Source organism: Arthrobacter sp. BPSS-3 (assembly GCF_044628475.1).
GTDB lineage: Bacteria > Actinomycetota > Actinomycetes > Actinomycetales > Micrococcaceae > Arthrobacter.
Map to the genome: position 1 here is coordinate 68,043 of NZ_JBIMMV010000011.1, position 25,943 is coordinate 93,985.

General features: G+C 64.8%; 23 protein-coding genes and 1 pseudogene. 11 read left to right on the forward strand and 13 right to left on the reverse strand.

The features are described from left to right. Positions 1–2: 2 nt before the first annotated feature. From ACFVY3_RS15735 to ACFVY3_RS15760, 6 genes are all read right to left on the reverse strand, one after another. Positions 3–971, reverse strand: a complete 969-nt coding sequence (locus ACFVY3_RS15735) for an ABC transporter permease (protein WP_400160424.1) — start codon at positions 969–971, stop codon at positions 3–5. After that, positions 964–1,866: an ABC transporter permease gene (locus ACFVY3_RS15740; RefSeq protein WP_400160425.1), complete on the reverse strand. Its 903-nt coding sequence runs from the start codon at positions 1,864–1,866 to the stop codon at positions 964–966. Before ACFVY3_RS15740 ends, ACFVY3_RS15735 begins: the two co-directional genes overlap by 8 nt. Beyond that, the gene (locus ACFVY3_RS15745) at positions 1,863–2,600 is read right to left on the reverse strand and encodes an ABC transporter ATP-binding protein (RefSeq protein WP_237429493.1); all 738 of its coding nucleotides are present in this window, start codon (positions 2,598–2,600) and stop codon (positions 1,863–1,865) included. Before ACFVY3_RS15745 ends, ACFVY3_RS15740 begins: the two co-directional genes overlap by 4 nt. A gap of 92 nt (positions 2,601–2,692) precedes the next feature. Continuing rightward, positions 2,693–3,466, reverse strand: a complete 774-nt coding sequence (locus ACFVY3_RS15750; RefSeq protein ID WP_400160426.1) for an alpha/beta hydrolase — start codon at positions 3,464–3,466, stop codon at positions 2,693–2,695. Between the two features lie 4 nt (positions 3,467–3,470). After that, positions 3,471–4,016 (reverse strand): hypothetical protein, encoded by a 546-nt coding sequence (locus ACFVY3_RS15755; protein ID WP_400160427.1) that lies wholly within the window; start codon positions 4,014–4,016, stop codon positions 3,471–3,473. Between the two features lie 155 nt (positions 4,017–4,171). Continuing rightward, positions 4,172–4,510 (reverse strand): hypothetical protein, encoded by a 339-nt coding sequence (locus ACFVY3_RS15760; protein WP_400160428.1) that lies wholly within the window; start codon positions 4,508–4,510, stop codon positions 4,172–4,174. Positions 4,511–4,696: 186 nt separating this feature from the next. Here ACFVY3_RS15760 and ACFVY3_RS15765 point away from each other — a divergent pair, with 186 nt between their 5' ends. After that, the gene (locus ACFVY3_RS15765; protein WP_400160429.1) at positions 4,697–6,151 is read left to right on the forward strand and encodes an ATP-binding protein; all 1,455 of its coding nucleotides are present in this window, start codon (positions 4,697–4,699) and stop codon (positions 6,149–6,151) included. A 130-nt stretch (positions 6,152–6,281) separates the two neighbouring features. Further along, complete coding sequence (locus ACFVY3_RS15770) at positions 6,282–6,563, forward strand: hypothetical protein (RefSeq protein WP_400160430.1); 282 nt, start codon at positions 6,282–6,284, stop codon at positions 6,561–6,563. A 91-nt stretch (positions 6,564–6,654) separates the two neighbouring features. On the opposite strand, the gene ACFVY3_RS15775 is transcribed toward ACFVY3_RS15770, so the two are convergent. After that, positions 6,655–7,338 carry a response regulator transcription factor gene (locus ACFVY3_RS15775; RefSeq protein WP_400160431.1) on the reverse strand — a complete coding sequence of 228 codons (684 nt, stop codon included), beginning with the start codon at positions 7,336–7,338 and terminating at the stop codon, positions 6,655–6,657. A gap of 156 nt (positions 7,339–7,494) precedes the next feature. Between ACFVY3_RS15775 and ACFVY3_RS15780 the strand changes: the two genes are divergently transcribed. Both ACFVY3_RS15780 and ACFVY3_RS15785 read left to right on the forward strand, forming a co-directional pair. Continuing rightward, the gene (locus ACFVY3_RS15780) at positions 7,495–8,223 is read left to right on the forward strand and encodes a phosphatase PAP2 family protein (RefSeq protein WP_400160432.1); all 729 of its coding nucleotides are present in this window, start codon (positions 7,495–7,497) and stop codon (positions 8,221–8,223) included. A gap of 196 nt (positions 8,224–8,419) precedes the next feature. After that, positions 8,420–10,948: a bifunctional lysylphosphatidylglycerol flippase/synthetase MprF gene (locus tag ACFVY3_RS15785; protein ID WP_400160433.1), complete on the forward strand. Its 2,529-nt coding sequence runs from the start codon at positions 8,420–8,422 to the stop codon at positions 10,946–10,948. A 1,019-nt stretch (positions 10,949–11,967) separates the two neighbouring features. Here the strand turns inward: ACFVY3_RS15785 and ACFVY3_RS15790 are convergent. Further along, a complete protein-coding gene (locus tag ACFVY3_RS15790; protein WP_400160434.1) occupies positions 11,968–12,672 on the reverse strand; it encodes a DedA family protein in 705 nt (234 codons plus the stop codon). Positions 12,673–14,780: 2,108 nt separating this feature from the next. On the opposite strand from ACFVY3_RS15790, the gene ACFVY3_RS15795 reads away from it, so the two are divergent. Together ACFVY3_RS15795 and ACFVY3_RS15800 are read left to right on the forward strand one after the other, a co-directional pair. Beyond that, entirely contained in the window at positions 14,781–15,812 is a 1,032-nt protein-coding gene (locus ACFVY3_RS15795) for a S1C family serine protease (RefSeq protein WP_400160435.1), read from the forward strand. Between the two features lie 77 nt (positions 15,813–15,889). After that, a complete protein-coding gene (locus tag ACFVY3_RS15800; protein ID WP_400160436.1) occupies positions 15,890–16,099 on the forward strand; it encodes a hypothetical protein in 210 nt (69 codons plus the stop codon). Positions 16,100–16,192: 93 nt separating this feature from the next. Here the strand turns inward: ACFVY3_RS15800 and ACFVY3_RS15805 are convergent, their stop codons facing one another. Further along, positions 16,193–17,317: an alkaline phosphatase family protein gene (locus tag ACFVY3_RS15805; RefSeq protein WP_400160437.1), complete on the reverse strand. Its 1,125-nt coding sequence runs from the start codon at positions 17,315–17,317 to the stop codon at positions 16,193–16,195. Between the two features lie 550 nt (positions 17,318–17,867). Here ACFVY3_RS15805 and ACFVY3_RS15810 point away from each other — a divergent pair. Both ACFVY3_RS15810 and ACFVY3_RS15815 read left to right on the forward strand, forming a co-directional pair. Then, positions 17,868–18,287, forward strand: coding sequence for an SRPBCC family protein (locus ACFVY3_RS15810; protein ID WP_400160438.1), 420 nt, complete (start codon positions 17,868–17,870; stop codon positions 18,285–18,287). A gap of 282 nt (positions 18,288–18,569) precedes the next feature. Then, entirely contained in the window at positions 18,570–18,821 is a 252-nt protein-coding gene (locus tag ACFVY3_RS15815) for a hypothetical protein (protein ID WP_400160439.1), read from the forward strand. 73 nt (positions 18,822–18,894) lie between these two features. Here the strand turns inward: ACFVY3_RS15815 and ACFVY3_RS15820 are convergent, their stop codons facing one another. Both ACFVY3_RS15820 and ACFVY3_RS15825 read right to left on the reverse strand, forming a co-directional pair. Then, on the reverse strand, positions 18,895–19,128 hold the full coding sequence (locus ACFVY3_RS15820; protein ID WP_400160440.1) for a hypothetical protein: 234 nt from the start codon (positions 19,126–19,128) through the stop codon (positions 18,895–18,897). A 9-nt stretch (positions 19,129–19,137) separates the two neighbouring features. Continuing rightward, positions 19,138–20,943, reverse strand: a complete 1,806-nt coding sequence (locus tag ACFVY3_RS15825; protein ID WP_400160441.1) for a putative bifunctional diguanylate cyclase/phosphodiesterase — start codon at positions 20,941–20,943, stop codon at positions 19,138–19,140. 237 nt (positions 20,944–21,180) lie between these two features. On the opposite strand from ACFVY3_RS15825, the gene ACFVY3_RS15830 reads away from it, so the two are divergent. After that, the gene (locus tag ACFVY3_RS15830) at positions 21,181–21,777 is read left to right on the forward strand and encodes a Chromate resistance protein ChrB (protein WP_400160442.1); all 597 of its coding nucleotides are present in this window, start codon (positions 21,181–21,183) and stop codon (positions 21,775–21,777) included. A 336-nt stretch (positions 21,778–22,113) separates the two neighbouring features. Then, positions 22,114–23,160, forward strand: coding sequence for a YhcG family protein (locus ACFVY3_RS15835; RefSeq protein WP_400160443.1), 1,047 nt, complete (start codon positions 22,114–22,116; stop codon positions 23,158–23,160). Positions 23,161–23,655: 495 nt separating this feature from the next. Here the strand turns inward: ACFVY3_RS15835 and ACFVY3_RS15840 are convergent, their stop codons facing one another. After that, complete coding sequence (locus ACFVY3_RS15840) at positions 23,656–24,297, reverse strand: plasmid pRiA4b ORF-3 family protein (protein WP_400160444.1); 642 nt, start codon at positions 24,295–24,297, stop codon at positions 23,656–23,658. 346 nt (positions 24,298–24,643) lie between these two features. On the opposite strand from ACFVY3_RS15840, the pseudogene ACFVY3_RS15845 reads away from it, so the two are divergent. Continuing rightward, positions 24,644–25,622, forward strand: a pseudogene (locus tag ACFVY3_RS15845) (IS481 family transposase). Here ACFVY3_RS15845 and ACFVY3_RS15850 read toward each other — a convergent pair. Then, a complete protein-coding gene (locus ACFVY3_RS15850) occupies positions 25,619–25,804 on the reverse strand; it encodes a hypothetical protein (protein WP_400160445.1) in 186 nt (61 codons plus the stop codon). The pseudogene ACFVY3_RS15845 and the gene ACFVY3_RS15850 overlap by 4 nt on opposite strands. Positions 25,805–25,943 lie beyond the last annotated feature (139 nt).

Genomic DNA, 25,943 nt, shown 5'->3' on the forward strand with positions numbered 1-25,943 from the left:
TCTTAGGCCTTTCGGAGGAGTTTGTGCCGGGTGGCGGCCAGGACCGCGGAGCCCGTTGCTGCGGTGAAGCCGGCGAGGAGCCAGAGGGTGTGGTTGAAGGTCTGGGCCCATACATAGGCGGGGCTCTGTTGGTTGTATTGGTTTTTGATACCGAGCCAGGCGAAGAGGGGGCGTTCGTATTGTTTGGTGAGGGAGGTTTGTTCGATGAGGTCGCGGGCTGTTTCGTAGCCGGTGAAGTTGGCCATAACGGCGTGTTCGTGTGCTTTGTCGATTTGGAGGCTTGCGAACAGCCCTCCGGGGATCTGGTTGTCCGGATCCATGGTGTCGCCGATCTGGGGGATCACCAGAACGACGATGAGCCAGAGGACCAGGGCCAGTACCAGGCCGGTGGCCGGGGTCCGGGTGAGGGCGGCCAGGGCCAGCGCGGCGAGCGACCACATGGTCAGGTAGATGGTGGTGTGGGCTGCGGCGAGTACTAGTCGGGTGAGGTCTGTGCCGGTCAGGGGGGCGTTGCCGGCGATGAGCAGGGCCGCGGTGATGACGGAGAACAGGGCTGCGGTGACGGCGGCCCAGATGGTGAAGGCGGCCAGGATTTTGCCGGCGGCGAAGCTGTGGCGTCCCAGGGGACGGGTGAAGATCAGTTGCAGGGTGCCGTTGTTTTTTTCCTTGGCGATCAGTCCGTAGCCGAGGATCACGGCGAAGAGTGCCCCGACGATTTCCAGGTACTCCATCGCTGCCCGCAGCATCTGCAGCGGGAAGAGGTCCGGGGGTGGGGCGGTGACGGTGCCGCCGCTGGCTTTGAGGGCGGCCAGGTAGCTGGTGTAGTCAGCGGTTTTGGCACGGAAGTCTGCGGCCGCTACGAGGACGGAGAGCACGACGATGAGGGCCAGGAAGGTGATCAGCAGCCGCATGGAGCGGTTTCGGGACAGGTCCCGGATTTCCTTCCCGCAGAGCGTGAGGAGGCTAGTCATGGAGTTCCTTTCGCATGCTCGCGCGGCCGGTCAGGACGATCAGGGTGACCCCGGCGGCGAGGAAGGCCAGGATGACCGTGATCCCGCCGGTCATCGTGCCGGTGGCCTGGGGGTCCTGCAGCAGGATCGAGGCGACGTGTTTGAACTGCTCCCCGAGGGACAGGGGGCCGGTGAGGGCGCCGGTGACGGCGAAGATCCCGGTCTGCGGGGCTGTGGGAGGTGTCACCGGGTTCAGCAGCGAGACCGGGTGAACGGCGGTGCCGAGCAGGGGCAGGACGAAAATAATGACGCTCCAGACCACGATGGGGATCAGGAGCGCGGCGGTGTAGCTGGAGGCGTGGAGCCCGGCCAGCATGCCCAGGGCCACGAAGAAGAGCAGGAAGATCCATGCCAGGGCAAAGAGGGCGGTGAGCCGGAGCAGCTGGCCGGGTGCCGGGATGCTGCCGGTGACCGCGCTGATGGAGGCCATGCTGATCAGCGCCGAGGCTGCCAGCACGCCCAGGAGTCCCAGGCTGATGCCGGTAAATTTCGCGGCCAGGTACCCGGCCGGGGACAGGCGCCGGGTCAGGACCAGGTCGAGGGTCCGGGCACGCCGGTCCCGCATCCCGGACTGCACACCGGTCACAACGGCCAGGAGAGCCCCGATCAGGAGGATGTAAATGACGGTATTGCGGGCGTAGTAGAGGGCCGGGACGTTGCCGAAGGGGTTAGGGGCACTTGTCAGTCCCTGGCCGGCGGCTGAGTTGTACACGTTCGTGACGGTTGCCTTCGCGGCCGAGCCGATGAACGCCGAGACTGCGGTCATGCCGATAAACACGGCCAGGAGCAGCTGGGGCAGACGTTCACGTCCGGCGCTGCGCAGTTCATGACTGACGGTGGCGGCCCAGGGATTCATGACGGGGTGCCGGCTTCGATGTGGAGGTAGATGTCTTCCAGGGATGCCTGGTCGGGGAAGGCCCCGAGGGTGGCCGCGACGGAGTTCTGGTAGATCAGCCGCCCTGAGCTGAGGATTCCGATGCTGGTGCACGTTTTGGTCACTTCGGCCAGGAGGTGGGTGTTCATGAACACCGTCATTCCCAGTGACTGGTTGAGGCCGATGATGATTTCCCGCAGGTTGGCCACCCCTTGCGGGTCCAGCCCGGAGGTCGGTTCGTCCAGGAACAGCACCGCCGGTTCGTGCAGGATGGCCTGGGCGATGCCGGCGCGTTGACGCATCCCTTTGCTGAAGGTGGACATTTTCTCGTGGCCGTGACCGGTGAAGTCCACGGCCTCAAGGGCCGCTTCGATCCGGGCTGCGGGGGCCGCTATCCCGGAGAGCCTGGCGAAGAACGTCAGGTTCTCGGTGAGGGTGAGGTTGTCGTAGAACTGGACATTCTCCGGCAGGTAACCGATCGAGCGGCGCACCAGGTCAGCGCCGGTGGCCACGTCATGGCCGGCGATGCGGGCTGTGCCGGACGTAGCCGGCAGCAGGGTGGTCAGGATGTTTACGGTGGTGGTTTTACCCGCCCCGTTGTGTCCGAGCAGCCCGAAGATTTCCCCTCGGGGGACCTCGAGGCTCAGGGCCTGGAGGGCCTGCTTGGATCCGTAAGCCTTAGCCAGTGAGCTGGTTTCGATTGCCATGTCCGTCATACACCGCAACTTATGACGACGCCGGTAAGAGAAACCTGAGGACGGGGCCTGAACCCCTGGACCCCGGACGCTCGTTCTTGAACCCCAGGGCGTCAGCGGCTCAGGCCCAGGGCCGGCGCCAACCAGTCCAGGGCCGGTCCCATCGTCTGTCGGGGGATCTCCCAGGAGTGCCCCTGGCCCGGGACCAGGACGGCCCTGACACTCATGCCGGCTTTGGCGGCCGCGTCAGCGGTCCGGGCCTGGTATCCGGAGAACGTTCCATCCTGCGCCCCGGCGGCAAGGTAGATCCTGCTGTGGCTGTAGTGCCCGGCGGCCAGGACCTTCAGGGGCGAGACCGCATCAAAGGCTGCCGTGTTGCCGCCGAACGCCCGGGCGATAGTTGCGGACCGGTCCGGGCCCAGCGCGGGTTCGGCTTCGCCGCTGAGGTCGATCGCTGAAGGGTAGATGTCCGGGTGCAGGGCGGCCATCTGCAGGGCGCAGGTCCCGCCGAAAGAGAACCCGCCGACCGCCCAGCGGGCCGGGGCCGGATCCACTCTCAGGGTGGTCTTGATCCACGCCGGAACATCGGTGGTGAGATAGCTGCCGGCGTTGGCGATCTTCGAATCCATGCACATGGTGTTCCCCGCTGCCGAGCCGTTGACATCCGGGACAACAACAATGGGAGCGAGCCCTTCGTGCGCTGCTGCGAAGGCATCCATGGTTGTTGCTACTCCTCCGGCGGTGATCCAGTCCGCCGGTGAGCCGGGCTGGCCCGCCACCAGGACCAGGACAGGCAGGGCCGGCCGGGACGGGGCCTGGTAGGCCGGGGGGAGATAGACATACCCGGGGCGGGCAGCGAAACCTGAAACGATACCCGGGATCTGCACCGAGCTAATCGTCCCGGCCGCGGGGAGCCCCGGCGGCTTCACCCAGGTCGAGGCCACCGGGCCGGTCTTCGGGCCGGACGCCGGCCCGGGCATGGTGCCGGGGTACCGCGCGCGCGGCCTGCGGCAGCGCCCCGATGGCGGCGGTACTGGCCCCGGTCATGTCACCCAGGGTCCGGTACGCGGCGTAGTAGATGTTCACCTGTAACGCCGCCACCAGAATCAGCGCCGCCATGGCCACCGGTGCCAGGATTCTGCGGCGCCGGGAGCTTCCGGCCAGGTTCAGCCCGGCCAACAGCACAGCCCAGTACGCGAGCCCCATCCACACGGTCACAGGCAGCGGCAGCTCCTGGGCCGAAACCCCCGCGGCGTGGACCAGAACCCAGCCCGTCCCCGCAGCCAGCAGTGCTGCGGCCAGAAACGCCGTGCCGGCGGCCATCCACCAGCGCCGCCGGCGGCGGATCAGCAGGAAGAGCGCGGCCGCCGCGGCAGTAACAGCGGTGCAGGCCGGGACTGCCCCGCTCAACAGCTCCACTCCGGTCAGGGTGATCATACGGGCCCTCTAACAGGTCAGGACATTGTGGCCGCCGGAGGTTTGTTACCGGGGACAGGAAGACCCGCGAAGCCGGGGCGCTTCGCGGGTCCTGGTATGCCGGCGGCGAGGGCGGGGGGTCCGTGCCGCCGGCTGGTTTCCCTGGGAGCCCGGTGTTACGGGGTTCCGGGGGCGTCGCCCGGATCGGTGTGCTCACCGGTCTGTTCGACGTTCGGCCCGGTATCACCGGGGGCTTCAGGGGCGTCTGCCTTATCGGTTCCCTCGGCCGCGCCCGGGGCGTCGGCGGCGTCGCCGGGGGTGGCCTTCTCCACCGTGCCCGGCGCGTCGGCCGTGTCACCCGGGGTGGGGGTATCCGCGGTGACGGACTGAGAGGTGGTCGGTGACGGGGAGGGGGTGGCAGCGTTTGCCGCCCCGATGCCGAGTCCGGCCAGGCCGAGGACTCCTGCGCTGACGATGACGATTTTTGTCCTGGCTTTCAGGTCTTTGACGTTCATGTCCGGCTCCTTTCGTGGCGGGTTGCGGGTCCGCCGGCGCCTCCCGGTGCGGGGGGCTATGGATCCAGTGTGTCCCGCGGGACCTGAGAGGACCCTTAACCCGGTTGAGATCCCGCTGAACCGGATCCGGTACCCTGCCACGGGAGGGGTTTGGTATCTGCACCGTGCCGGGCCCATCCTTGGATTATGGATACTGACCGGGTTCTGCCCTCTGCCGGCGGCGCGCGGTGGGGTGTGCGCAAGCGCGCCACGGCAACTGCGGTTCTGGTGGTCGCGGCCGCTCTGGCCGTGGGCGGGCTGGTCCTGCTCGTGTTGCTGCAGACCTCTTTGGTCGCTTCAACGGAAACGGCCGCCCGGCGGCAGGCGGCGGATGTGATCGCGCAGATCTCCGGGCAGGATGTCGCCGAAGCGGGCCAATACATTGTCTCGACCGCCCACACCGGCCAGTATGTGCAGATCCTTACTCCCGGCGGGGCGGTTTTTGCCGCCTCGGTGCCGGCGGCGAAGACGGTTGCCCTCACTTCCCTGCGGCCCGGTCACGGGCAGACTCTCACGCAGGATGTGTCCGGGCTGCCCAGTCTGCGCGATGATGATGATTTCCTGATCGTCGCGACCGGCACCGACGTCGGCGGTCGCCTTTACACCGTCGTCGTGGCCGCGACGGTGCAGGTCCAGGCGGATACGGTGTCCACCGTGGCCTGGTTCATCCTCGGAGCCACCCCGCTGTTACTGGTAGTTGTGGGCGTGTCGGTCTGGGTGCTGGTGGGCCGGTCCCTGCGGCAGGTTGAACGGATCCGCGGCCAGGTCGCAGGGATCAGCGCCCGGAACCTGGACGGCCGCGTTGACGTCCCGCCGACCAGTGATGAGATCCAGGCGCTGGCGGAGACGATGAACATGATGCTGGGCAGGCTGCAGGCCTCGGACCAGGAACAGCGCCGCTTCGTCTCGGATGCCAGCCATGAACTCCGCAGCCCGCTCGCGACCCTCAGCGCCGGTGTGGAGATCGCCGCCGCCGACACCTCGGGGGCGACCTGGGAACACATGAAAACCGTTCTCGCCGGCGAAACGGCCCGCATGCGGTACCTGGTCGAGGATCTGTTGACCCTGGCCAAAACGAACGACGGCGGCCTGCGCCTGGAAACCACAGATGTCGACCTCGACGATGTCCTGAACGAAGAAGTCCGCCGGTTGCGCTCCACCAGCACCCGCCGGATCGAAGTCAGCCTCGAACCCTCCCGTACCACCGGGGACCCGCGGCGCCTGACCCAGGTCATACGCAACGTCCTGGACAACGCCGACCGGCACGCCGCGTCCCGGATCAGCATCACGTTGCGCAACACCGGCAGCGGGGCACAGATCACGATCGATAACGACGGCCCGCCGGTGCCGGCGGCCGACCGGGACCGGATCTTTGAACGGTTCGTCCGGCTGGATCAAAGCCGGTCCCGCGAAAGCGGCGGCAGCGGCCTTGGCCTGGCCATCGCCGCCGGCATCATGACAGCCCACCACGGCTGGATCCGCACCGGCGAAACCCCCGGCGGCGGATGCCGCTTCGAACTGGGCTTCGCCCCGGCACCTGAACCCCGCCAACCAAAGGACCCGGTCACGGCGGGAGACCCGCGGGCGCCGGAAACCCCGTAAGAGTCCGGCCGGCTTCGCAGCCATCCGGGAGCCCCGGCCTGGCACCGGCGGTATCCGGACCGCGGAAGCCGGGGTTGCGGGACAGAGCGTCACAGCGGTTCCTCAGCAGCGGTGAGGAAATGTGGTCCCCATGAACCTTCGCAGCATACCCGGCACCGCTCTGGCGATCGTCGTCGCTCTGAGCCTCGGAATGGGCTCGGCGTCCGCGGCGGAGCACGGAAAAACCCCGCCGCCGGCGACACCTGCCCACACTGCCGCCCCGGCAGTACACAGCCCCGGCGGCTCTGACCTGGACGTCCTCACCGGCTACCCCAAGGAAGTCCACACCGACGAGCGGCTGATCGAGGAGGAACTCGAATTCGGCGAAGCCGCCCCGCACACACACCGGCGGTTCCACGCCGGCACCGCCTAAGCCAGCCCCGGCCCGACCGGCGCCGGAACCTCCGCAGACGGCCTCAGGCACCGCGCCGGACCAGGACAATCAGGGCAAGGGCGGAGGTTTTTCACCCGGCCGGCCGGTCGGCGCCCAGCATGTACCCCATGCCCCGGACCGTGGCCAGGGTCTGCAGCCCGAACGGGGTATCGATCTTGCGCCGCAGGTAGCCGATATAGACCTCCACCACGTTGTCGCCGCCTTCAAACGCCGGATCCCAGACGTTGTCGAGGATCTGGGCTTTGGACACGACCTGGCCATGGCTGCGCATCAGGTAATGCAGCAGACCGTACTCCCGGGCCGTCAGTTCTATGACGGTATCGCCCCGGCGCACGCTGCGGCTGCCCGGGTCCAACGTCAGCGAACCCACCGTGAGGGTGACAGGCCGCTCCGGCGCGCCCCGCCGGATCAGGGCACGGATCCGGGCAACGAGGACGATAAAGCTGAAAGGCTTCGTCAGGTAATCATCAGCTCCCAGATCGAAGGCGTCCGTCTGGTCGTATTCCCCGTCCTTGGCCGTCAGCATCAGCACCGGGGTCCAGACCAGCCGCTCCCGCAACTCCTTCAGAACGTCGTAACCGTTCTTGAGCGGAAGCATCAGATCCAACAAAATCACGTCATACGGGTTCTCCGTCGCAGCCCACAAACCACTGACACCATCATGGGTGACATCCACCACGAACCCCTCATTGACCAGCCCGCGCCGGACCGTCTCGGCCAGCATCTTTTCGTCCTCGACCAGCAGAACCCGCATGTCCGCACCCCTTTCCTTTGATAGCTGCAGTATCCCGGAGTCCTGTTGTGCGGAACCTGAGAAACGTCGAAGCCCCTCTCAGGTTCTTCTCAGAGCCGGTGCCGCAAGCTGGTGGCACGCCCCGCGCATCAGCACTCGAACTGTCAGGACTGCACCATGGATACCTCCCCGGCCCGCCGGAGCACAATATTTCCCGGACTACAGTCCTGGTGGTGGGTCACCGTGGCCGCCTCCATCTTCGCCACCACCGCCGCGGCCGGAATGGTAGCGAAGTCTTTCGGGCCGGTGTCACCGGAACTGGGACTGGACATTGCCCTGAGCCACGGCCGGAACAGCGCCCTGGTCGGGTTGAGCGAGGCCATCCACTACGGACTGGGACCGGTAGGAGCGGTGACGCTCGTCCTGGTCATCTGCCTGTATCTGCTGGGCGTCCGCCGCAACCCGGTGCAGGCGGTGGCGTTCGGGTCCGTCGTCGCCGCCGGCTGGCTGGCCTCATCAGCGGTCAAAGCACTGGTGGGCCGCTCCCGGCCGCCGGGGGACGTGACAGCGTCCCTGGTCGTTGAAACAGGCCACAACAGTTTCCCCTCCGGCCACACGGCCTTCGCCGTCTCCCTGGTCCTCGCCGCCGTGCTGGTCCTGGCCCGCAGCAAGGGTCAACGGCTGGCAGCGCTGGTCGCGGGTTCGCTTTTCGCGGCAGTCGTCGCGTTCTCCCGCCTTTACCTCGGGGTCCATTACCTCAGTGACGTGGCCGGTTCGGTGTTCATCAGCACCGCGGCGGTCCTGGCCTGGTTGCCGGTATGGAATACCCTCATTGCACCCCGGATCGGCCGCGTGCAGCTGATCCGGAAGTTAGACCGCACGGCCACGGACCGTACCCGGGGGTAAACCGGGCGGAAAGAGGCCCTGGAGGGTCATTCCCGTGTCAGCGTGCTACCCCTCCGTTGAAAGGAACCCTGTGGCTGCGACCCCTCAGGAGCCCGGGAAACCGGTCATTCCAAGGGCACTGGCCTTTGCGCTCCGGCAGCTGCGCCGCGCGCCGGCCACACTTGGCTGGATTTTCATCTTTTGGGCCGCGGGAGCGGTGTCGTCCAGTCTCATCGACGGCCCGTCCGGGACCCTGCGCCCGAACGTGGCCGCGGCGGCACACTCTGTGCCCGGCCACTGGTGGGCGCTGCCCGCCTCAGGTTTCTGGGCGCATAACCTGACCGGGTACCTGCTCGGAAGTGCCCTGACCCTGGTGGTGGGGCTGGCCCTGGAACCACGGATGGGCAGTGCGCGGTTCGCTGCAGCCGCCCTTGGCTCCCAGATCCTGGGAATCGCCGCCGCTCTTGGCTTCCTGGCCGCCGCGCACCAGGTGATGGGTGCCTGGACACGCGAAATGAGCGGGCACCTCTTCCTCGGCCCCAGTGCACTCATCACTGGGGCACTCATGGCCGGCACGGCGACCATGCCCACCCTCTGGCGGCGCCGGATCCGCCTGGCCGTCTTCGCCCTGCTGATTCTGCTGGCCCTCTATACAGGCGGGTTCGCGGATTTGGTCCGGCTCGGAGCCGCCGTTGCCGGCGCCCTCCTCGGCCCGGTCCTGCATGGCAGGGCACCCCGGTTCGGCCGTCCCGTCACCTCCCGGCACGAAGGCCGGGTCCTGGTCGCCCTGCTGGTGGCCGTGTCCGCCGTCGGACCTGTCGTCGCCGGCCTGGCCCCGCACGCCGCCGGGCCCCTCTCGGTGTTGCGGTTCCTGTTTACGAACATCCAGCCCGTAGACCCGCAGACACTCCAAAGCCTCTGCACAGACCCTGGACAGGCCAAGGAATGCGCGAGGGCGCAACTGCAGCTGCGCGCCGGTGCCGGCGGGATCTTCATGGCCGTCCTCCCGTCGTTCTTGTTGCTGCTGCTCTCCGACGGGCTGCGGCGGGGACGCCGCTTCGCCTGGGCCGGCGCCGTGCTGATCGAGCTGGCATTGTCCGTTCTGGCAGGAATCACCATTGCCGCAGCGTTGTCCCCGGTGCCCGCAAACACCGCTGCCGGCGAAGCGGCGGGCCCTATCGAGGTCCCCGGCTACACGCACCCGTTGGCCCTGATACTGCCGCTGCTGCTGCCGGTGGCACTGACGCTGGTGCTGCTGCTGACCCGCAAATTGTTCCCCCTCACCGCCCCGGCAGGAACCTACCGGAGCCTCGCGGTCAGCGCCGGGAAAACAGCCGCCGCCCTGGCCTCGGTCTACCTGCTCGCCGGCATCCTCCTGGCCCCCGGCTTCACGCCCGTTCCGGCGCCGCTTGACCTGCTGGCCGATATTCCCGACAGGTTCCTGCCGCTGGGATACCTGCTCGATCTCTCCCCGGCGTTCTTCCCCCAAAGCACACCCGCGGTCATCCTCTATGAAGGCACCGGCACCGTCTTCTGGGCCGTCACCGCCGTCCTGATCCTCAAAACATTCCTGCACCCGGTCCCGGCCCAGCACGTCGCCGGGACCGCCCGGGCCCGGGAAATTCTGAAAACAGGGCAGGGCAGCACCCTGTCGTGGATGACAACCTGGCCGGGGAACACCTACTGGTTCTCCGCCACCGGAGAAAGCTTCATTGCCTACCGGACCATCGCCGGGATCGCCCTGACCCTTGGAGGCCCGGTCGGCCCCGGGCACCAGGGAGAGTCCTCTTTGGCGGAGTTCACAGCATTCTGCACCGGTCACGGCTGGACACCGTGCTTCTACTCCGTACCCCAACACCTGCGCGACCACGCAGCTTCTCTTGGCTGGGGATCCGTGCAGGTAGCCCAGGAAACCATTCTGGAACTGGACACGCTGTCCTTCAAAGGAAAAAAATTCCAGGACATCCGCACGGCCCTGAACAACGCGGCCAAAAACGGGATCCGCGCCGAATGGACCACCTACCATGACGCACCCCTCACCCTGTCCGCCCAGATCCAGGAAATCTCCGAAGAATGGGTAGCCGATAAAAAAGTCCCGGAAATGGGCTTCACCCTCGGCGGCCTGGACGAACTCAACGACCCCAACGTCCGCCTGCTGCTCGCCATCGACGACACCCACCAGATCCACGCCGTTACTTCCTGGCTGCCCGTCTACCGCAACGGCGCTATCGAAGGCTGGACCCTGGACTTCATGCGGCGCCGCAGTACAGGGTTCCGTGCCGGCATTGAATTCCTCATCGCCTCCGCAGCCCTGGACCTCCAAGCCGAGCGCTGCCGCTATATCAGTCTCTCCGGAGCACCACTGGCCCGGCACGCCGGCACCACACCATCCACCGTGGAAACCCCCGAAACGGGAGGAACCGGCGGTCTCGACCGCTTCCTAGGCCGGCTCGGCGCGGCCCTGGAACCTGTCTACGGGTTCAGGTCCCTGCTGGCATTCAAAGCAAAATTCCAGCCCCGCTACGAACCCCTGTACATGCTCTACCCTGACGCGGCCGCCCTTCCGGCCATCGGCAACGCCATCACCCGCGCATACCTCCCCGCCATCAAACTCCGCGAAACCCTGACGCTGGCCCGCCATGTCCTCGGACGCGCCACATACAAAAAACCGCCCATCAACCAGACCGGCCACCATCCACCGTCCCGAACGGGGAAAGCTCACGCCCCGAAGCCGCCTCGGCCCTAACGACCGGCGCACGCTCCGCCTGACCAAAAACCGACCGCAAACGAAAGGACCCCCTTCACCCCCTTGCGGAGCGGCGTTTCCTAGGGACCGGAACGGTAAAACATCGGTGCCGAAGGTGTTGCCCCGGATCGCCGGCGCCCGCGAGAAGCGGCAGGGCGGAGATGTCTTCCAAGCTGGCCCGTGGGCTGTAATGGCTATAGGGGCGGGCCGGCTTGCTGGCCGGGGCAGTGAGCGGGGAGAGCACCAGGGCGCCGACCGTGCCGCCCGATGTGGCCGCCGGTGACGCCCCTCGCGGGCCCGACGGCCCCGCCGTCGGCCTCGTCAAAGGTGATCACCAGCATGCCGTCCTGCTGGTAGCGGAGGAGGCCATAAGCGCCGGCACCTGGTTCTTCAACCATTCATCCGCCGTACCGAGGCCGCCGGCGGTCCCGTCCACGCAGGGACTGTCGTGCCCGTCTCCACGCAGGGACTGTCGTGCCCGTCTCCACGCAGGGACTGTCGTGCCCGTCTCCACGCAGGGACTGTCTGCCCGTCGTGGCCGAGGTTGGGGGTGATGTAGGAGAGGGTGGCCGTGATGTTGACCGACTGGAGGTCTGTTGCGAGCTTGGAGCAGTTGAGCACGTTCTTCGCGCACTTCGGGTGGAGGTCAGGGAACGGAGTTACTCGAACGGACTGTGGCGGGTGCCGTACTGGTCCCCGGGCGAAGCCGCCACATGCCCGTCGACGGCACCGGGCTTCTGGTGCTGGCAGGGAACGGACATGTCCTCCATGTAAGCACGCCAGGTTATTTGCTTTTCCGTTCAGCTGCCCTGCGATGGCGCGTACTTGGACGGAGAACATGCCCCCATCGCCCATCAGCCGCCTCTGCGAATCAAACCCGGTGCCGGTGAAAGGCGTGTAAACGGGGCAGTCAGTCTTGGCGCTCATACTCGGCCGCTGTCCGGCGGACAACCTGTGAACGTGAGTGGCCGCCTGGTAAGAGCTCCGGCCGGTCCCCGACGCCTGCGTCCCCTGCAGGGTCAGGATCTTTCGTGCTGCGGTTCCGGTCCGGCGGCCGTCCGTCGCCGGCTCTTGAGCAGTTCGACTGCGATGGGGACGAAAGAGATGACCACGATGACGACGAATATCAGGTCAATGTTCGCACCGATCCATTCGTAGCGTCCCAGCCAGAACCCGAGCAACGTCACCCCGATGCCCCACAAGGCAGCCCCGATGGCATTAAAGGCGAGGAAGGAACGGTAACCCATCCGGGCGACGCCCGCCGTGACCGGAAGGAACGTCCGCACTACCGGAACAAAGCGGGCCAAAACAACGGACCGGCGTCCGTACTTCTCGAAAAAGCCGTGCGCCTGGTCCACGTATCTGCGCTTGAAGAACCGGGAATCCTCTTTCCGAAATACCGCAGGCCCCGCTTTGCGGCCGATTAGATATCCGACCTGGTCGCCTGCGAAAGCGGCCACAAACGCGGCGGCCGCCAAAAAAAGAATACTCACCTGGATAGTGCCGGTGGCCACCAGCAGCCCCGCCGTGAAAAGAAGCGAATCCCCCGGCAAGAAGAACCCCACCAGAAGACCGGTCTCAACGAACAGGAACACACACACGACCCCGACGACCCAAGGAGCCAGGGAAGGATCACGAAGAAACTCGTTCGGATCAAGCCATGGCGGGAGCAGCCCTGCAACGGGTCGGGCCAACAGACCGGCAGGCAGCGCCAAAGAAACCATGGCCCTCATCGTAGGGCACCGATGCTGAGAAGACACTGAGAACGGCCACCCGGGGCCCGGTCGGTAACGACTGGGCCCCGCTCTCTTAAAACAGGCACTCCCGCGCCGCTGCTAAATTCCCGGCCCGGGACACAGCGGCCTGAGCGGATGCAACGGACTCCAGCCCGATCACGTCCAGGCGCGCCACCGGGCGGACGCCGTTCAATGTCCGGCAGATCCGTCGACCGCCCACCCCCTTAGGACCCCCCGACGGTGGTCCTAACACCGCGGCATCTGCGTCGTGGTCTCGGTCTTGGCCTCGGCCGTGAGCCGTTCACCGCCGCCGGCCAGGGCATGCCGTACGGCGGCATTCACTGCCGGACCCAGCGTCGGGCGGCGAAAGAGGCTTCGAAGCAGGGGTACGTTCCCGGGACGAGCCCACCCCTCACCGCCCAGCGTGCAAAGATCTGCCCAGTCCGGGCCTCCGGGAGCCGGCGGCAATTCACGACAGCCACACGGGATTCCGCGGGAGAATGATGATAATGACTGTCCCACGGTGCGCCGGCCGAGAGCATCACCTGATGTAAACATCCGGCGGTTGTCGGTCCGGTGTCGTGGTCAACCGTCGAAGCGTTTCCTTTTCCTTGAGGAGAGAAAGCATGAACATTGCCGCACATTGCCGTGGCGACGTCCTGCGGGAGGTCCCTTCATGAGGTCGGACGGGTCCGTCACGGCCGGCCTGCACCTCGAGGCGCAGGTGCGTCGGAGACTTTCTCGGCGAGGCAGTCCGGCCAATGCAGACGTCCTTATCCTCCGCTGTGACGGACACATCCTGTACCGCGAGACCTACACCCGAGCACAAGCCCGCGATCTGCACCAGTTCATCAAAGCCCAACTCAAGGCCTTATCCCTGGCCGATTTTGTTGAGCTGTGGAATCTGCGTGACGCATTTGACGAACCCAACGAGCTCTGGTGAGACCAGGGCACTGCGCCTCGGCGCCCGGCGGGTTCGAAAACGGCCCCGCTAGGTGTGTGCCCGGCTTGCAGTTCCAAGTAGCGACCGGCCGCCAAGCGCGGCACAGACTTGAAGGCGGGAACCTCCGTCTGTCTCCTGACTCTGGCCCGCGGGCTGCTAACCGGCATCAAGCCCCGCCGAACGCAAACCGCGAGGACGCCGGACCATACCAAGACGGTCTGTTCTAAAAAGCCACTTCCCGGCGCTGGTCCGCTGGAGCTCACTCATCACCACCCGGCGACAGCCAGCCCGCTACGACAGCTCTACCGATCCCATAGAGCTGCTAGAGAGCACCTTCAGCGTTCCAATTCCGGCGACAGGAACAAAAGCCAAGGCCCGACCCTTGGGTTCATTAAGCCCGGACTGGTGGTCAGGGGGGGAGCGTCAAGCAAGCCACGAGGAATGCGCTCCGCACGACCGGGCCGCAATTTCTTCTACAAGTACAGCCCGGCGGCGTGGGGTGTTCTACTGGGCCGCTGTCCTGACCGCCTTCGTCCTCGGTATGGCTCTGGGTGGCCTCGCCGCGTACTGCTGACTAGACGGCAATGCCCTCCAAGCGCGGCGGCCTGGGGTGGGGAACAGGCACTGTCAGCCTCGCACTGGCAGCATTTATATCGGCTCTGGTTTCTCGTGCCGTCCCTGCTGGAGGGCGCAGCCCCAGGTGAAAGCACCCAGCAGCGGGAGATGACATCCCGGACCGGTCACGGCGGCTCCCTCTTCCAGGGATCGTCAGCGTCCAGCGGCCCCTATGAACCAGAGATAGTGCACAGCTGATGCACAGTTGCCGCCCACGGGCCTCTAACCCGCAGGGCAAAGACTGGGGTTACCCACGACGGAGGACCATCCCATGTTTCAGGACGAGGCCGATCAGGCCGCCAACGCCCCTACTGTATCTAGCCGGGGTCCCGAATTTTCACCAGGGCATCAGACCCGGAGGGGACGGACGTTTCGGGCTCCGGTGTTGATCGGTGCGATCGTGGCCGGTGGGATGCTGGGCGGAGCGGCGGCAGCCGGTGCCGGATCCCTCCTCGAACCTCCCACCGGTGCCCCCGCTTCGGTGAGCTCGCCGGTGACCGCTCAGGTCGTTGTCAACAGCACGGACGGAGCCGCTTCCGTGACCGCCGCGGCCAAAAAGGCGTCTCCCAGCGTGGTGACCATTTCGGCGACCTCAGGCAGCGCCGGGGGCACCGGATCGGGCATCATCCTTGACGCGCAAGGCCACATCCTGACCAACACCCACGTCGTGACCCTTGACGGGCAGTCCGCTTCTGCGAGCATCGAGGTCCGTACCAATGACGGCAACGTCTACCCGGGCACCGTGGTCGGCACGGACCCGTTGTCCGATCTCGCTGTGGTGAAGATCGACTCGCAGGGCCTGGTCCCGGCCGCCTTGGGCGACTCATCCAAGGCCAACGTGGGAGACAAGGTGATCGCGATCGGCGCACCGCTGGGACTGCAAGGCACGGTGACCGACGGAATCGTCTCCGCTCTGAACAGGACCATCAGCATCGCGTCGTCGGCGGCGCCTGACACTTCCGGATCCTCCGGAAGCAATGGATCCGGAGGCAACGGCCGCCGATACCGTTACTCCCAGCCCGGGGCTCAAAACAGTACCGGGACCTCTTCTTCGGATATCAGTATCAACGTCCTGCAGACGGATGCCCCCATCAATCCGGGGAACTCCGGAGGGCCCCTTGTCAACAGTGCCGGTGAGGTCCTGGGGATCAACGTCGCGATTGCCTCTGCCGGGGCCTCCACGTCGGGAGGCCAATCGGGCAGCATCGGCGTGGGGTTCTCAATCCCGGTCAACGATGCCAAGCGCGTCGCCCAGGAAATCATCGCCGGTGGTTCGGCCAGCCACGGCCAACTCGGTGCCAGTCTGGCTGATGCACAGGCCGGTTCCGGTTCACAGTTCACGTCCGGCGCCCAAGTGACAGCCGTCAGCGGCGGCACCCCGGCTGCCAACGCCGGCATCACCAGCGGCGACGTCATCACTGCCCTCGACGGGCGTGCCATTCAGAACGCGGAAGAAGCGACGGCGTCAATCCGGGAACACGCAGCGGGGGACACCGTCAGTGTCACCCTCATGCGCGGGGGCACTTCACAACACGTTGACGTCACCCTCGGGGCCACACCCAAAGCCTAGGACCGCCCGGAGCCAGGCCTCACGCAGTATGGAGGCGTGACTTCTACTGGTTCGGCACAATCGACGCAGAGCGATTCATGAGCGAGGAGAAACAGCGGCAGTATTTCCTGGTCAGGGCCGCCGTGCAGGTCTTGTGTGGGGCCTTGATGGGTGCCCTGATGTGGTCGCTTGTGCCGGATTCCGGCGCGCTTCACCTGTTGCCGACCGGGATCGGGCTCATCGTCTCCTTACCTCTGGTTGCGGCGGCCTGCTCGACGGAACAAAAGCCTCGGCCCAGGGACGACTGATTCAGGCCCAGCGTGACTACCAGCTCTGTGGGTTTCCGTCCCGCTCTCGCACTGCGCACCGCGGCCGAAGTCGATCACCGTGGGGTGATACCGTCAGCTCCCTGACCGGTATACGTCTGCACCGAAGGTGTTGACGCCGGGTTCTGAGGCCCCTGCCAGGCGGGGTAGGCCGAAGAATTCTTCCAGGCTGGCTAGGAGGCTGTAGTGATTGTAGGGGCGGTCCGAGGTCGCTGCGGACGGTGAGAAGGGGGAGATGACCAGGGCTCCGACCTTGCCTCCTTCCGTTCCTCCGGTAACACCCGTGGATGGCCCGACGGCGCCGCCGTCGGCTTCGTCGAAGGTGATGATGAGCATTCCATCCTGCCGGAAGGCCGGGGAGGACAGGATGGATGGGACCTGGTTCTTGAGCCAGGCGTCGGCAGTCCCCAGCCCTCCACTGGTGCCGTCCGCGCAGGGACTGTCGTGGGCGTCGTGACATAGATTCGGTGTGATGAAGGACAGGTTCCGGGTGGTGCCTACCGATCGCAGGTCTTGCTGGAGCGCGGAATAGTTCACTACATTTTTCGCGCAGTCCGGGCTGGAGGTGATGGAACGGAAGTACATGAACGGGTTGTGACGGGTGCCGTACTGGTCGCCGGGGGCAGCCGCAACATGTGGGTCGGTGGCGCCCAGGTCAGGGTGCAGGCAGGGAGAGGACATGTCTTCCATGTAGCCGCGCCAGGACTTGCCGGCGCCGGCGAGTTGCCCGGCGAGGGTAGGGACATCGGCCGGGAAAACGCAGCCGTCGCCCTGTAGCCGGCCCTGGGTGTCGACCCCGGTGGAGGTGAACGGGGTGTACGTGTGGCAGTCCTGTTTGGTGCTGTCGTTGGGAAGCTGCCCGGAGATCTGGGCGAGGTAGTTTGGTAAGGAATTATGCGAGATGCCGTAATAGCTACTTAGCAGGACGCCCTGCGAGCGGAGAGTGCCGGACAGGTAAGGTGCCGGTGAGCCGCTGCCCCAGACCCGGTCATAGCCCTTGTTCTCGAGGTTGATGACGAAAACGTGTCCTGGGGTGCCGGAACGCGTCGCAGGAGTGCCCGCCTGCGAGGGATCAGACCCCGATGTCGATCCGCAACCAGAAACGGCGGTTGTGACCACCGTCAGAAACGCTCCCAGGGCCAAGAGCTGACGATGGAACCGCCACGGCTTAGTTCTGCCTAAGCGGAATGCATTCGACATTTCATTCTCCACGTGGGCTTGGCTCAGGAACTCTATCCGATCCCCGAACTCTGGCACATGTAAGCTCAGGATGGGCGGCAATTTGGCTAGGAATTCCCTGTGCGACTACAGGTTCTTAGTCCTGCGCGAACCGAGCGGCCAGATACGGGTCCACGGGAACCCCGCGGGAACAGTGGCGTCCAAGTTCTGCCGTCGAGATGCTAACCGCCACGAAGAACCGCCCCGCGCTAGCCAGGGGGCTGGCGTCATGCGCGGGGCGGCTCAGGAGGTGATGCCCAGTGGTTGAGCCGAGCGATCCCTATCAAATTACGCCCGGACAGGGTGACGTAGCAAGAGAGCGCTTATGGAGGCAAATCCGCGCCCCCTTTTCACACTCGAGCGGCCACATCCTCACTACCGGTCCGGCATCTGAGACATGGCCCCCGATGTCACCCCAAAAGAGACCGCTTCGAAGCCCATCACGTCGAGCGTTACTTCCATCCATGAGATGTTCGCCGGGAAGATACCTAGCAACCGAGTTTGCCCCCTCCGCCCCGGCTACCCTTAAGGCGTGAAAGTCGTAGAAGCCGAAGCGCTCATCGGCGCGCGGAGCTCCACTGTGTGGGATGTCATCACGGACGAAGGAAATCTCACGGTGTGGGCTTCCGGAATCACGGAGATTCGCGGGGAAATCCGCAACGGCGGAACCATCAGAATTCGCACAACCTCAGGTGGGAAACGGACATTCCGTCTCCGGGTTGAACAACGCCCCGGCGAGTTGATGACCTGGACGGGGGGAATGCCCTTGGGCCTGTTCACCGGTGTGCGGACATTCACCCTGACCCCCCAAGGGACGATGACGCACTTCAAGGTCAGGGAAGAATTCACGGGCCCGCTGGTTCCCGTGATCTGGAAGCGCATGCCAGACATGCAATCGACCTTCATCGACTTCGTCAACGCCGTCAAAGGACGGGCAGAACTCTTCGGCTAAATCTCCGCGACCCAGGTTCGATTTCAATGAGGACGGGTCCACCAGCTTTTGCGGAGGTCTGGCCCACATTGGGGCGCGGATGCGAAAACACCAAGGGTCGAAGCCGACCGCTCCTACCGTCGTCGCCGTTAAGCTTTGGCTCTCGACGTGCACCTCAAAACCTATACGGGTGCTAACTCCCGTTTTTGGCCACAGAAAAATCTCCGACCGGCAACGCATTGGCAACATTGGCAGATCAGAATTTGAGAGGAAGGGTTCCGTCCTGACGAAAGGATCCACCTCATGGCACCAGAGCGCGGCAGGATCATCGAGGCGTGCACAGATCTGACACCGGGCGTCGACGTTCAGGTCTGGGAGCAGGACCGCGTGGTCCACCGCGGCCGGGTCAGTCAGGTTGTTCCCTCCATGGGAATGGTGTGGATCATCGATGCACGGAACGGGGCCCGCAGACTCGTAGATACCTCCGAGTACGACGTTGTGCGGCTCACCGGGGCCGCGGAACCTCCGTGGACACAACCTGATGACGCTGCCTGATCTCTGAGCATTCCGGGCGGCACGGCTCGCGGCCGGACCCGGAGACGGTGTTCAGTGATGTTTAGACTTGGGCTTAGCCTGGCGTTTGGATGATTACCGGGTCGGAGTTCAAGAACAGTCGCCTCGGCAGAGGACCCGTGGGGCGGACCCAGAGCACTCTGGAGTCGGCGCTGATGGCATCAATGATGCCGGTGACTTTGCCGTGGCCTCCCTCGATCACGGTCACGTCCTGGCCCGCCCGCAGGCTCGTCCAGTCTGCTTCGGGCACATCGGCCGGAAACTCTGGGTCCGGGATTCTTGCGTTCATCCTGCCACCCTAGGCGTGGTCCGTGAACGTGACATGGACGGAAGAGGACGGCCCCGGACCCGGCAGAATCCCGGTGTTCTGGCGTGCCTCAAGCACTACGTCGAGCTGGTCCGAGGTGAGGGGCCGGGAAATCAGATACCCCTGAGCCGTAGTGCACCCCAGCTTCTGAAGGACTTCGAGCTGGGTTTGCCGTTCCACACCCTCCGCTGTGGTTGCCAGACCCAGAGCTTTGGCCGGGGCGATCACGCCTGAGACCAAAATGGCCGAAGTGGGATCCGTGTCGATCCTGTCGATGAACGACTTATCCAGTTTCAATCCCGTAAGGGGAAGATCCCTAAGCATCGACAGGGACGAATACGCCGTGCCGTAGTCATCGAGGGCCACGCCAATGCCCGCATCGATCAGCCCTTGGAGCTGTCTGGCCGCTGAAGGGAGATCGGCGACTGCAGCGGTCTCAGTGATCTCAACATTAAGCAGCGAGGCCGGCAGCCCATGGCGGTGAAGGGCCGACAGCAGATCCGAGACCAAGGTTCCCGTGCCCAACTGAACCGGGGAAATGTTGACCGAGACCGCTCGTGGAGTGCCGGCATCGGACCATCGCCGGGCCTGCGCGCAAGCCGCGTCGATGACCCACCGGCCAATGGCGTGAATTTCGCCGGTGTGCTCGGCAACATGGATAAACTCATCCGGGGCAACGCGCCCGAGCTCGGCGTCCTCCCAGCGCAGCAGCGCCTCGACCGCTCCGCAGGATCCATCGTCCATGTTCATCAGTGGCTGGTAGTGAAGAGTGAAACCTGATGTGGCAAGAGCATGGGGGAGTCGCCTCCGGATCAGCGCCTGCCTCGCAAAGCGGGTGGGCGGACGGCAGGGGTCAATCCGGCCCACCCGCCCCTTTCCCTCATGTTTGGCTTGCAGCATGGCCGTGTCGGCATGGCGAAGCAGGTACTCTAACCGGGCGGCAGGGCTGCCGTCTTCGATGTCCCCGCCCATGGCCAGTCCCAGCGTTGCTGAGAGGCGGAGGGCATGTCCCTCGTGTTCGAAGGGTTCTTCGAGCGCTTCCAGGAATCTGGCAGCAACCGACCGGGCGGCCGGCTCGTCGACCTCGAAGAGCAGAACAGCAAATTCGTCGCCCCCAAGGCGGGCCGTCAGGTCCGAAGGTCTGGTGCATGCCTGGAGTCTGGACGCAAAGTCTGCCAGCGCCGCGTCTCCTGTCCTGTGCCCGAACGTGTCATTGATGAGCTTAAAGTCGTCGAGATCCACATACAGGACGGCCGTCGACGACGGAGCACGGGCAGCAACCAGATCAGGGCCTTGTTCATCCAGGAACCGCCGGTTGGCCAGTCCGGTCAACGGATCATGAAGCGCATCCCGGTGGAAAACCTCAGACAGACCTGCGAAGACCTCCGAAACCGGCACGATCCTGGGCCCGTCTGCGGCCAGAACCAGCAGGTCCTCATACCGGGTTTCTTCAGGCCGGCTCAGAAGCGCCGTGGCCGCGGCCCGCAAGTCCAGCAGGGGGTCGAGCGGAAAGCGGAGCAACGGGAGGAGGTCAGCGGCTTTGACTCTGGTGTTGAGAGCCCGCCCGTAACCCAGCCGTCCTGTCATCTGGTCATCGACCTGGCCGCGGGTCAGCAGCGCCAGAGTGCCCGCTACATCGACCACGATCGCCCGCAAGCTACGGTCGGAGCGGAACTGCGCTTCGATTTCCGTCGAGGACGCATCGCCGGGAACCACCAAAGCCCGGAATCCGAGGTCGGCCAGGACGCGAGGCCGGGGGCGCCACGCCCGGCCGGCCGTAGCGGGTTCAATGCTCACCGACTCTTGATACGCGATACAGGCATCCAGCACCTAAACAAAAGGTGAAATCGAGAGCCTAATCTCACTTAGGCATGAGAACTCGACTTCTCTGCACAGAACTGGACTCGTGCTGTGTGTCGCCGGAGGACGGATCTTGTTGGAGCGCTCACAGACACGGTGCCGATACGGCAACGATTTTTCCGTAGGCCCGACGAGGTTCGAGGCACCCGTCGGCGGCGGATAGGCTCGTTTGTGATGATGTGGTTGATCGTGATCGTCCAGCTGGCGCGCGCCGCGCCCAGGCAGCGCCGACGTGTATCGGGCGAACTTGCCGCCGCCGGTGCTGTCGGTATCTCCGAGGGTGTATGGGCAGTTCCCGACACCCGCTTCCACCGCACCGTGGTAGCCGCATGTATGCGCCGTGCCACGAACGCCGGAGGAGACATCATCATCATGAACACCTCGCCTGAGAACTCGCCGACACACGATGTCCTCGAGACTGCCCTCACTGAGCGTCTCAGATCTGAGGCCGCCGGGCTCGCCCTTCGATGGAAGGCCTTCACAGCCACCCACCGCCCGGATATCTCTGAGCCCCTTGACCAGACGGAGTGGCACAAAGCCCTCAGCCGACTCCAGCTCGAGGCAACCCGTCTTTCCAAAAAGGACGTCATAGGGCTGAAAGAAGTGGGCTCCGTCGTGAAGCGAATAACCGGCCCTGATATGCCCCCGGCCCGTGTTGTCAGGATCCACCGACAGAGGCCCGCCGGCGAGCTTACCGTCCACTTTCCGGACCTCACCGCGCCGACTGCACAGCACAGCACCCAGGGTCCCGTGCTGTGCAGCTCCCAATAGCGGTGACCCACGGCCCCTTCCGTGCGCCCCCTATAGTGTCAGTCGGACTATTGCCGGAGGCAAGCATTATTGTTCGAGGTGCCGTCCACGCTTCAATGTAGAAGAGCGGCCTCGTGCGCGCCGGCTCCCGGGACTTTGGGCACCACCAAGAGGAGGCTAGCCGGAAATACGATGAGGTATGTCCGTGGCCGAAAAGTTGGAAGTTGAACGGAAATTCGATGTCGGAGACGCGGACGAGCTCCCGGACCTGACATCCATAACCGGAGCTAGGTCGCGGGTAAGTGTCCAGACGGTGTCTGGACACTTCGGGTGAATGCCCCGGGCTAGGGTGGATTCATGACCCAGCTTGAGCCCGATCTTCCCGGAGACTACGCCGTTGTCTTGTTGGGGCTGAAGCACCTTGTCCGTGACGCGCAGTACCGGGCGCAGCAGACCGTCAACACCGCAATGATCGAGCTCTACTGGAACATCGGTAAACGAATTCTGGACAGGCAATCGTCTGAACCCTGGGGGAGCCGGGTACTCGACCGGCTGGCACGAGACCTCAGGACGGAGTTCCCTAACATGAAGGGCTTCTCCCGGAGCAACCTCTACAACATGCGGGCGTTCGCCGCTGCTTGGAACGGCCCGGAATCAATTGTCCAGACGGCGTCTGGACAATTGAGCTGGAGCCATAATGTTGCCTTGCTGACGAAGCTTGACGATCACGAGGTCCGCCGCTGGTACGCCTCAAAAGCCGTCCAAAATGGCTGGTCTGTAGCGGTTCTGGAGCACCAAATCCTCACTCGCCTTCACACACGAACAGGTGCGGCCCCCAACAACCTCGAAGCGAGGTTGCCGGGCGAGGGTAGCGACCTCGCCCGGGAGGTTGCGAAGGATCCCTTGGTGCTTGACTTCCTCGGGCTGACCGAAGATGCCCAGGAACACGCGATGGAAGAAGCCATGACGCTTCGCCTCAGCCAGACTCTGGCCGAGTTCGGAGCCGGATTCGCTTTCGTCGGGCGCCAGTACCACCTGGACGTCGACGGCGATGACTTCTTCATCGATCTGTTGCTCTATCACGTACCCTCCGACCGGTACGTCGTCGTTGAGCTGAAGGCCGGCAAATTCAAACCGGAGCACCTGGGACAACTCAACTTCTACGTCACCGCGGTCAACGACATCATCAAACTGCCCCGGCAGGCGGAAACCGTGGGAATCCTCGTCTGCGGGTCCCGGAACGAGCGCACAGTGCGGTACGCCCTCGACGGGTCAACCCAACCGTTGGCCGTGGCCTCCTACACCTACGACGCTCTCCCTGCCGACGAACGGGCTGCGCTGCCCTCACCAGAGGCCATCGTCGCAGCTCTCGAGCACGATCCCAGGGCCGGCCAGGAACACTGACGGCCAGGCCGCCGATTTGAGCTATGGAAAGCCGCCCGGCCGCAGGCCGGGAACCACGACCACGGAGGGGGCACGATTGCCGATGGGAGCTAGCCCCGAAGACCCCACATGGCAGGTGCCACTCGAGGACTCGGAAGAGGTCGTTCAAAGGGCACTACAGCTGCTAAGAGATTTCGACAGCGTCCCTATGACTGAGCTAACTCCGATGTTCTACCAACACGGGTTCGGCGAACTGAATACGGCGATGCGCGACCTGCTCAAACTCCTGGGACATGATCCCGACGCCTGAAATCACGATGCTTGGACCTTCCGCGTGCATGGACCCTTCTCCTCAGTGTCGGTGCCAAGAAGGGGTTGGACTTGGCACGACACATATCAACCTTTTTCGGTTGACATAACGTCGATTATCGGCGTACGAAAACCGGCGGGGGAGTACGCGCAAAAGGGGCTGTTTCCTGCCAAAAGTTTGCGGCGTTCTCCCTGGAATCTGCGGGGTCAGAAGTGCTCAGCCAAGGCCCGGTTCACGGCGGGGATGTCCAGGAAGCCTGGGTCAAAAAGCGCCTCGGAGCCGGTCATGTCGGCCACCCATGCGGCGTGTTCAGCATGGTCAGGATGCGACGGGTCGGCCAAGGCATCCACGATCTCCTCGTAGCCGGGAAAACCACCCGAGTCTTCGATCGGGCCGCGCCTGGCGCCGTCGATCAGTTTGGCTGGCGGACTGTCTTCATCCGCGGGCCGGCGGGAAACCAGCTCGAGCCGGTGAAGCCAGCTGTCACCAAAGTCGTATTCGTAGAACGCTCTTCCCGAGCCCAGCGTGAGCAGCTGATCCAGGTAGTAGTCCTCCTCAGGCCTGTCGCCCGGTTCTTCACAGTCCTGCCCAGGAAGCCACTGAAGGACTTCCGGAAATTCACCGTCAACCGGCCGCAGCGGCGCGAACGGGTCGCTTGTTACAAACCTGTGCAGGTGCGCGTCCTCCCAGCCAAATGCTGCCTGCAGTACCCGGTGTACCTGACTCAAAGCCAAGGAGCCCCGGAGCTCGAATCGACGCCAAATCTCAGGCTCGCTGTCGACCAGGTCCACGCGAACCTCCAGGACCGAGTCCTGTCGAACCCCGGTCCCGGCCTCAGATTTGTCCATGCCACCCATTTTTACAGGCCTCACTGCCCTACTACCAAGACGGGCGACCTCTCCCCGGTGCGGTCTCCTCTAGCTTGACGAAAGGTCCACTATCGGCGCTTAAACCACTCATACGGAAGGGTCTGAAATGCCGTCTAAACCTGCCGACGAGGGGTCCGCCTGTCGACGGTTCCACGAAGGGAGACTTGTGTCATTCTTGTTGCCGTCGGGTTCGCTGCGGGTGTCGCTGATGGTGGCCTAGGTGTAATTCCCACGGACGTTGTGAACAGCGTGGCGTGATGTAAAAGGCGAGGGCCTCCGGTATCGATTTGGGTTACCACACTCATCTCGACGCCAGGAGGCCCTCGTGTCCTACGTTACCCATGCCAACGCCGACCTCACACCCAAGGCACGGGGAAAGCTCGCCCGCCTGGTCCTTGAGGAGGGCTGGACGCTGCGCCGAGCCGCGGAACGCTTCCAATGCTCACCGGCGACGGCGAAGAAATGGACAGACCGATACCGTACCTGCGGGGAAGTCGGCATGACCGACGTGTCCTCACGCCCGCGCCGCAGCCCGAACCGCACCGGTGTCCGGACCGAGCGGCGGATCGTGGCACTGCGCTTCACCCGCCGCTGGGGCCCGCACCGCATCGCAGCCCACCTGCACCTGGCCCGCTCCACCGTCGGCAAGGTACTGGCCCGGTACCGGATGCCCCGGCTGGCCTGCCTGGACCAGAGCACAGGCCTGCCCGTGCGAAAGCCCGCACCCCAAAGATACGAACACGACCATCCCGGGGACCTGATCCACGTGGACATCAAGAAGCTCGGACGCATCCCGAACGGCGGCGGACACCGCGCCGTCGGACGGGCCAAAGGACGACGGAACAAACGGACAGGAACCGGCTACGCCTACCTGCACCACGCCGTCGATGACCACTCACGCCTGGCCTACTCGGAAATCCTCAACGACGAGAAAAAGGAAACCGCCGCCGCCTTCTGGCTACGCGCCGTCGCGTTCTTCGCCGCCCCACGGGATCACCGTGAAGGCCGTGCTAACCGACAATGGATCCTGCTACCGCTCCCGGGCCTTCGCCGCGGCCCTGGGACCGCAGGTCAAGCACCGCAGGACCCGCCCCTACCGACCCCAGACCAACGGCAAGGTCGAACGCTTCAACCGGACCCTCGCCACTGAATGGGCTTACGCCCGCCCCTACGCTTCAGAAGAGGAACGCGCTGCCACTTACCAGAGCTGGCTGCACCACTACAATCAGCACAGAACCCATACCGGCATCGGAGGCAAGACCCCCATCAGCCGCGTTCACAACGTCCGTGGGAATTACACCTAGGCGGCGCTGCCGGGAGCCTGCGATGTTTCGCGGAGGCGCAATGCGGACGCGGTCATCCGATACGCGGCTCTTCCTTCGAGCTGCCGGGGCTCCACCCACACTTCGTAGCCCTCTGCGGCGTCGATCAGGCCGCGGCTGGAGAGCCCTTCGGCGGCGATCCAGAGAGCTGAGGAATCTGGCATGACCGCGTCGACGGGACTGTGGAATTAACGGTGTATCCGGCTCGACACGCCAGGCGGTCTGCTTGGCAGGAATGAGCTGGATATGCCGGTGACACTGGATGCCGTGAAGACTGCGGACACCACTGGGAAACCGAAGGAA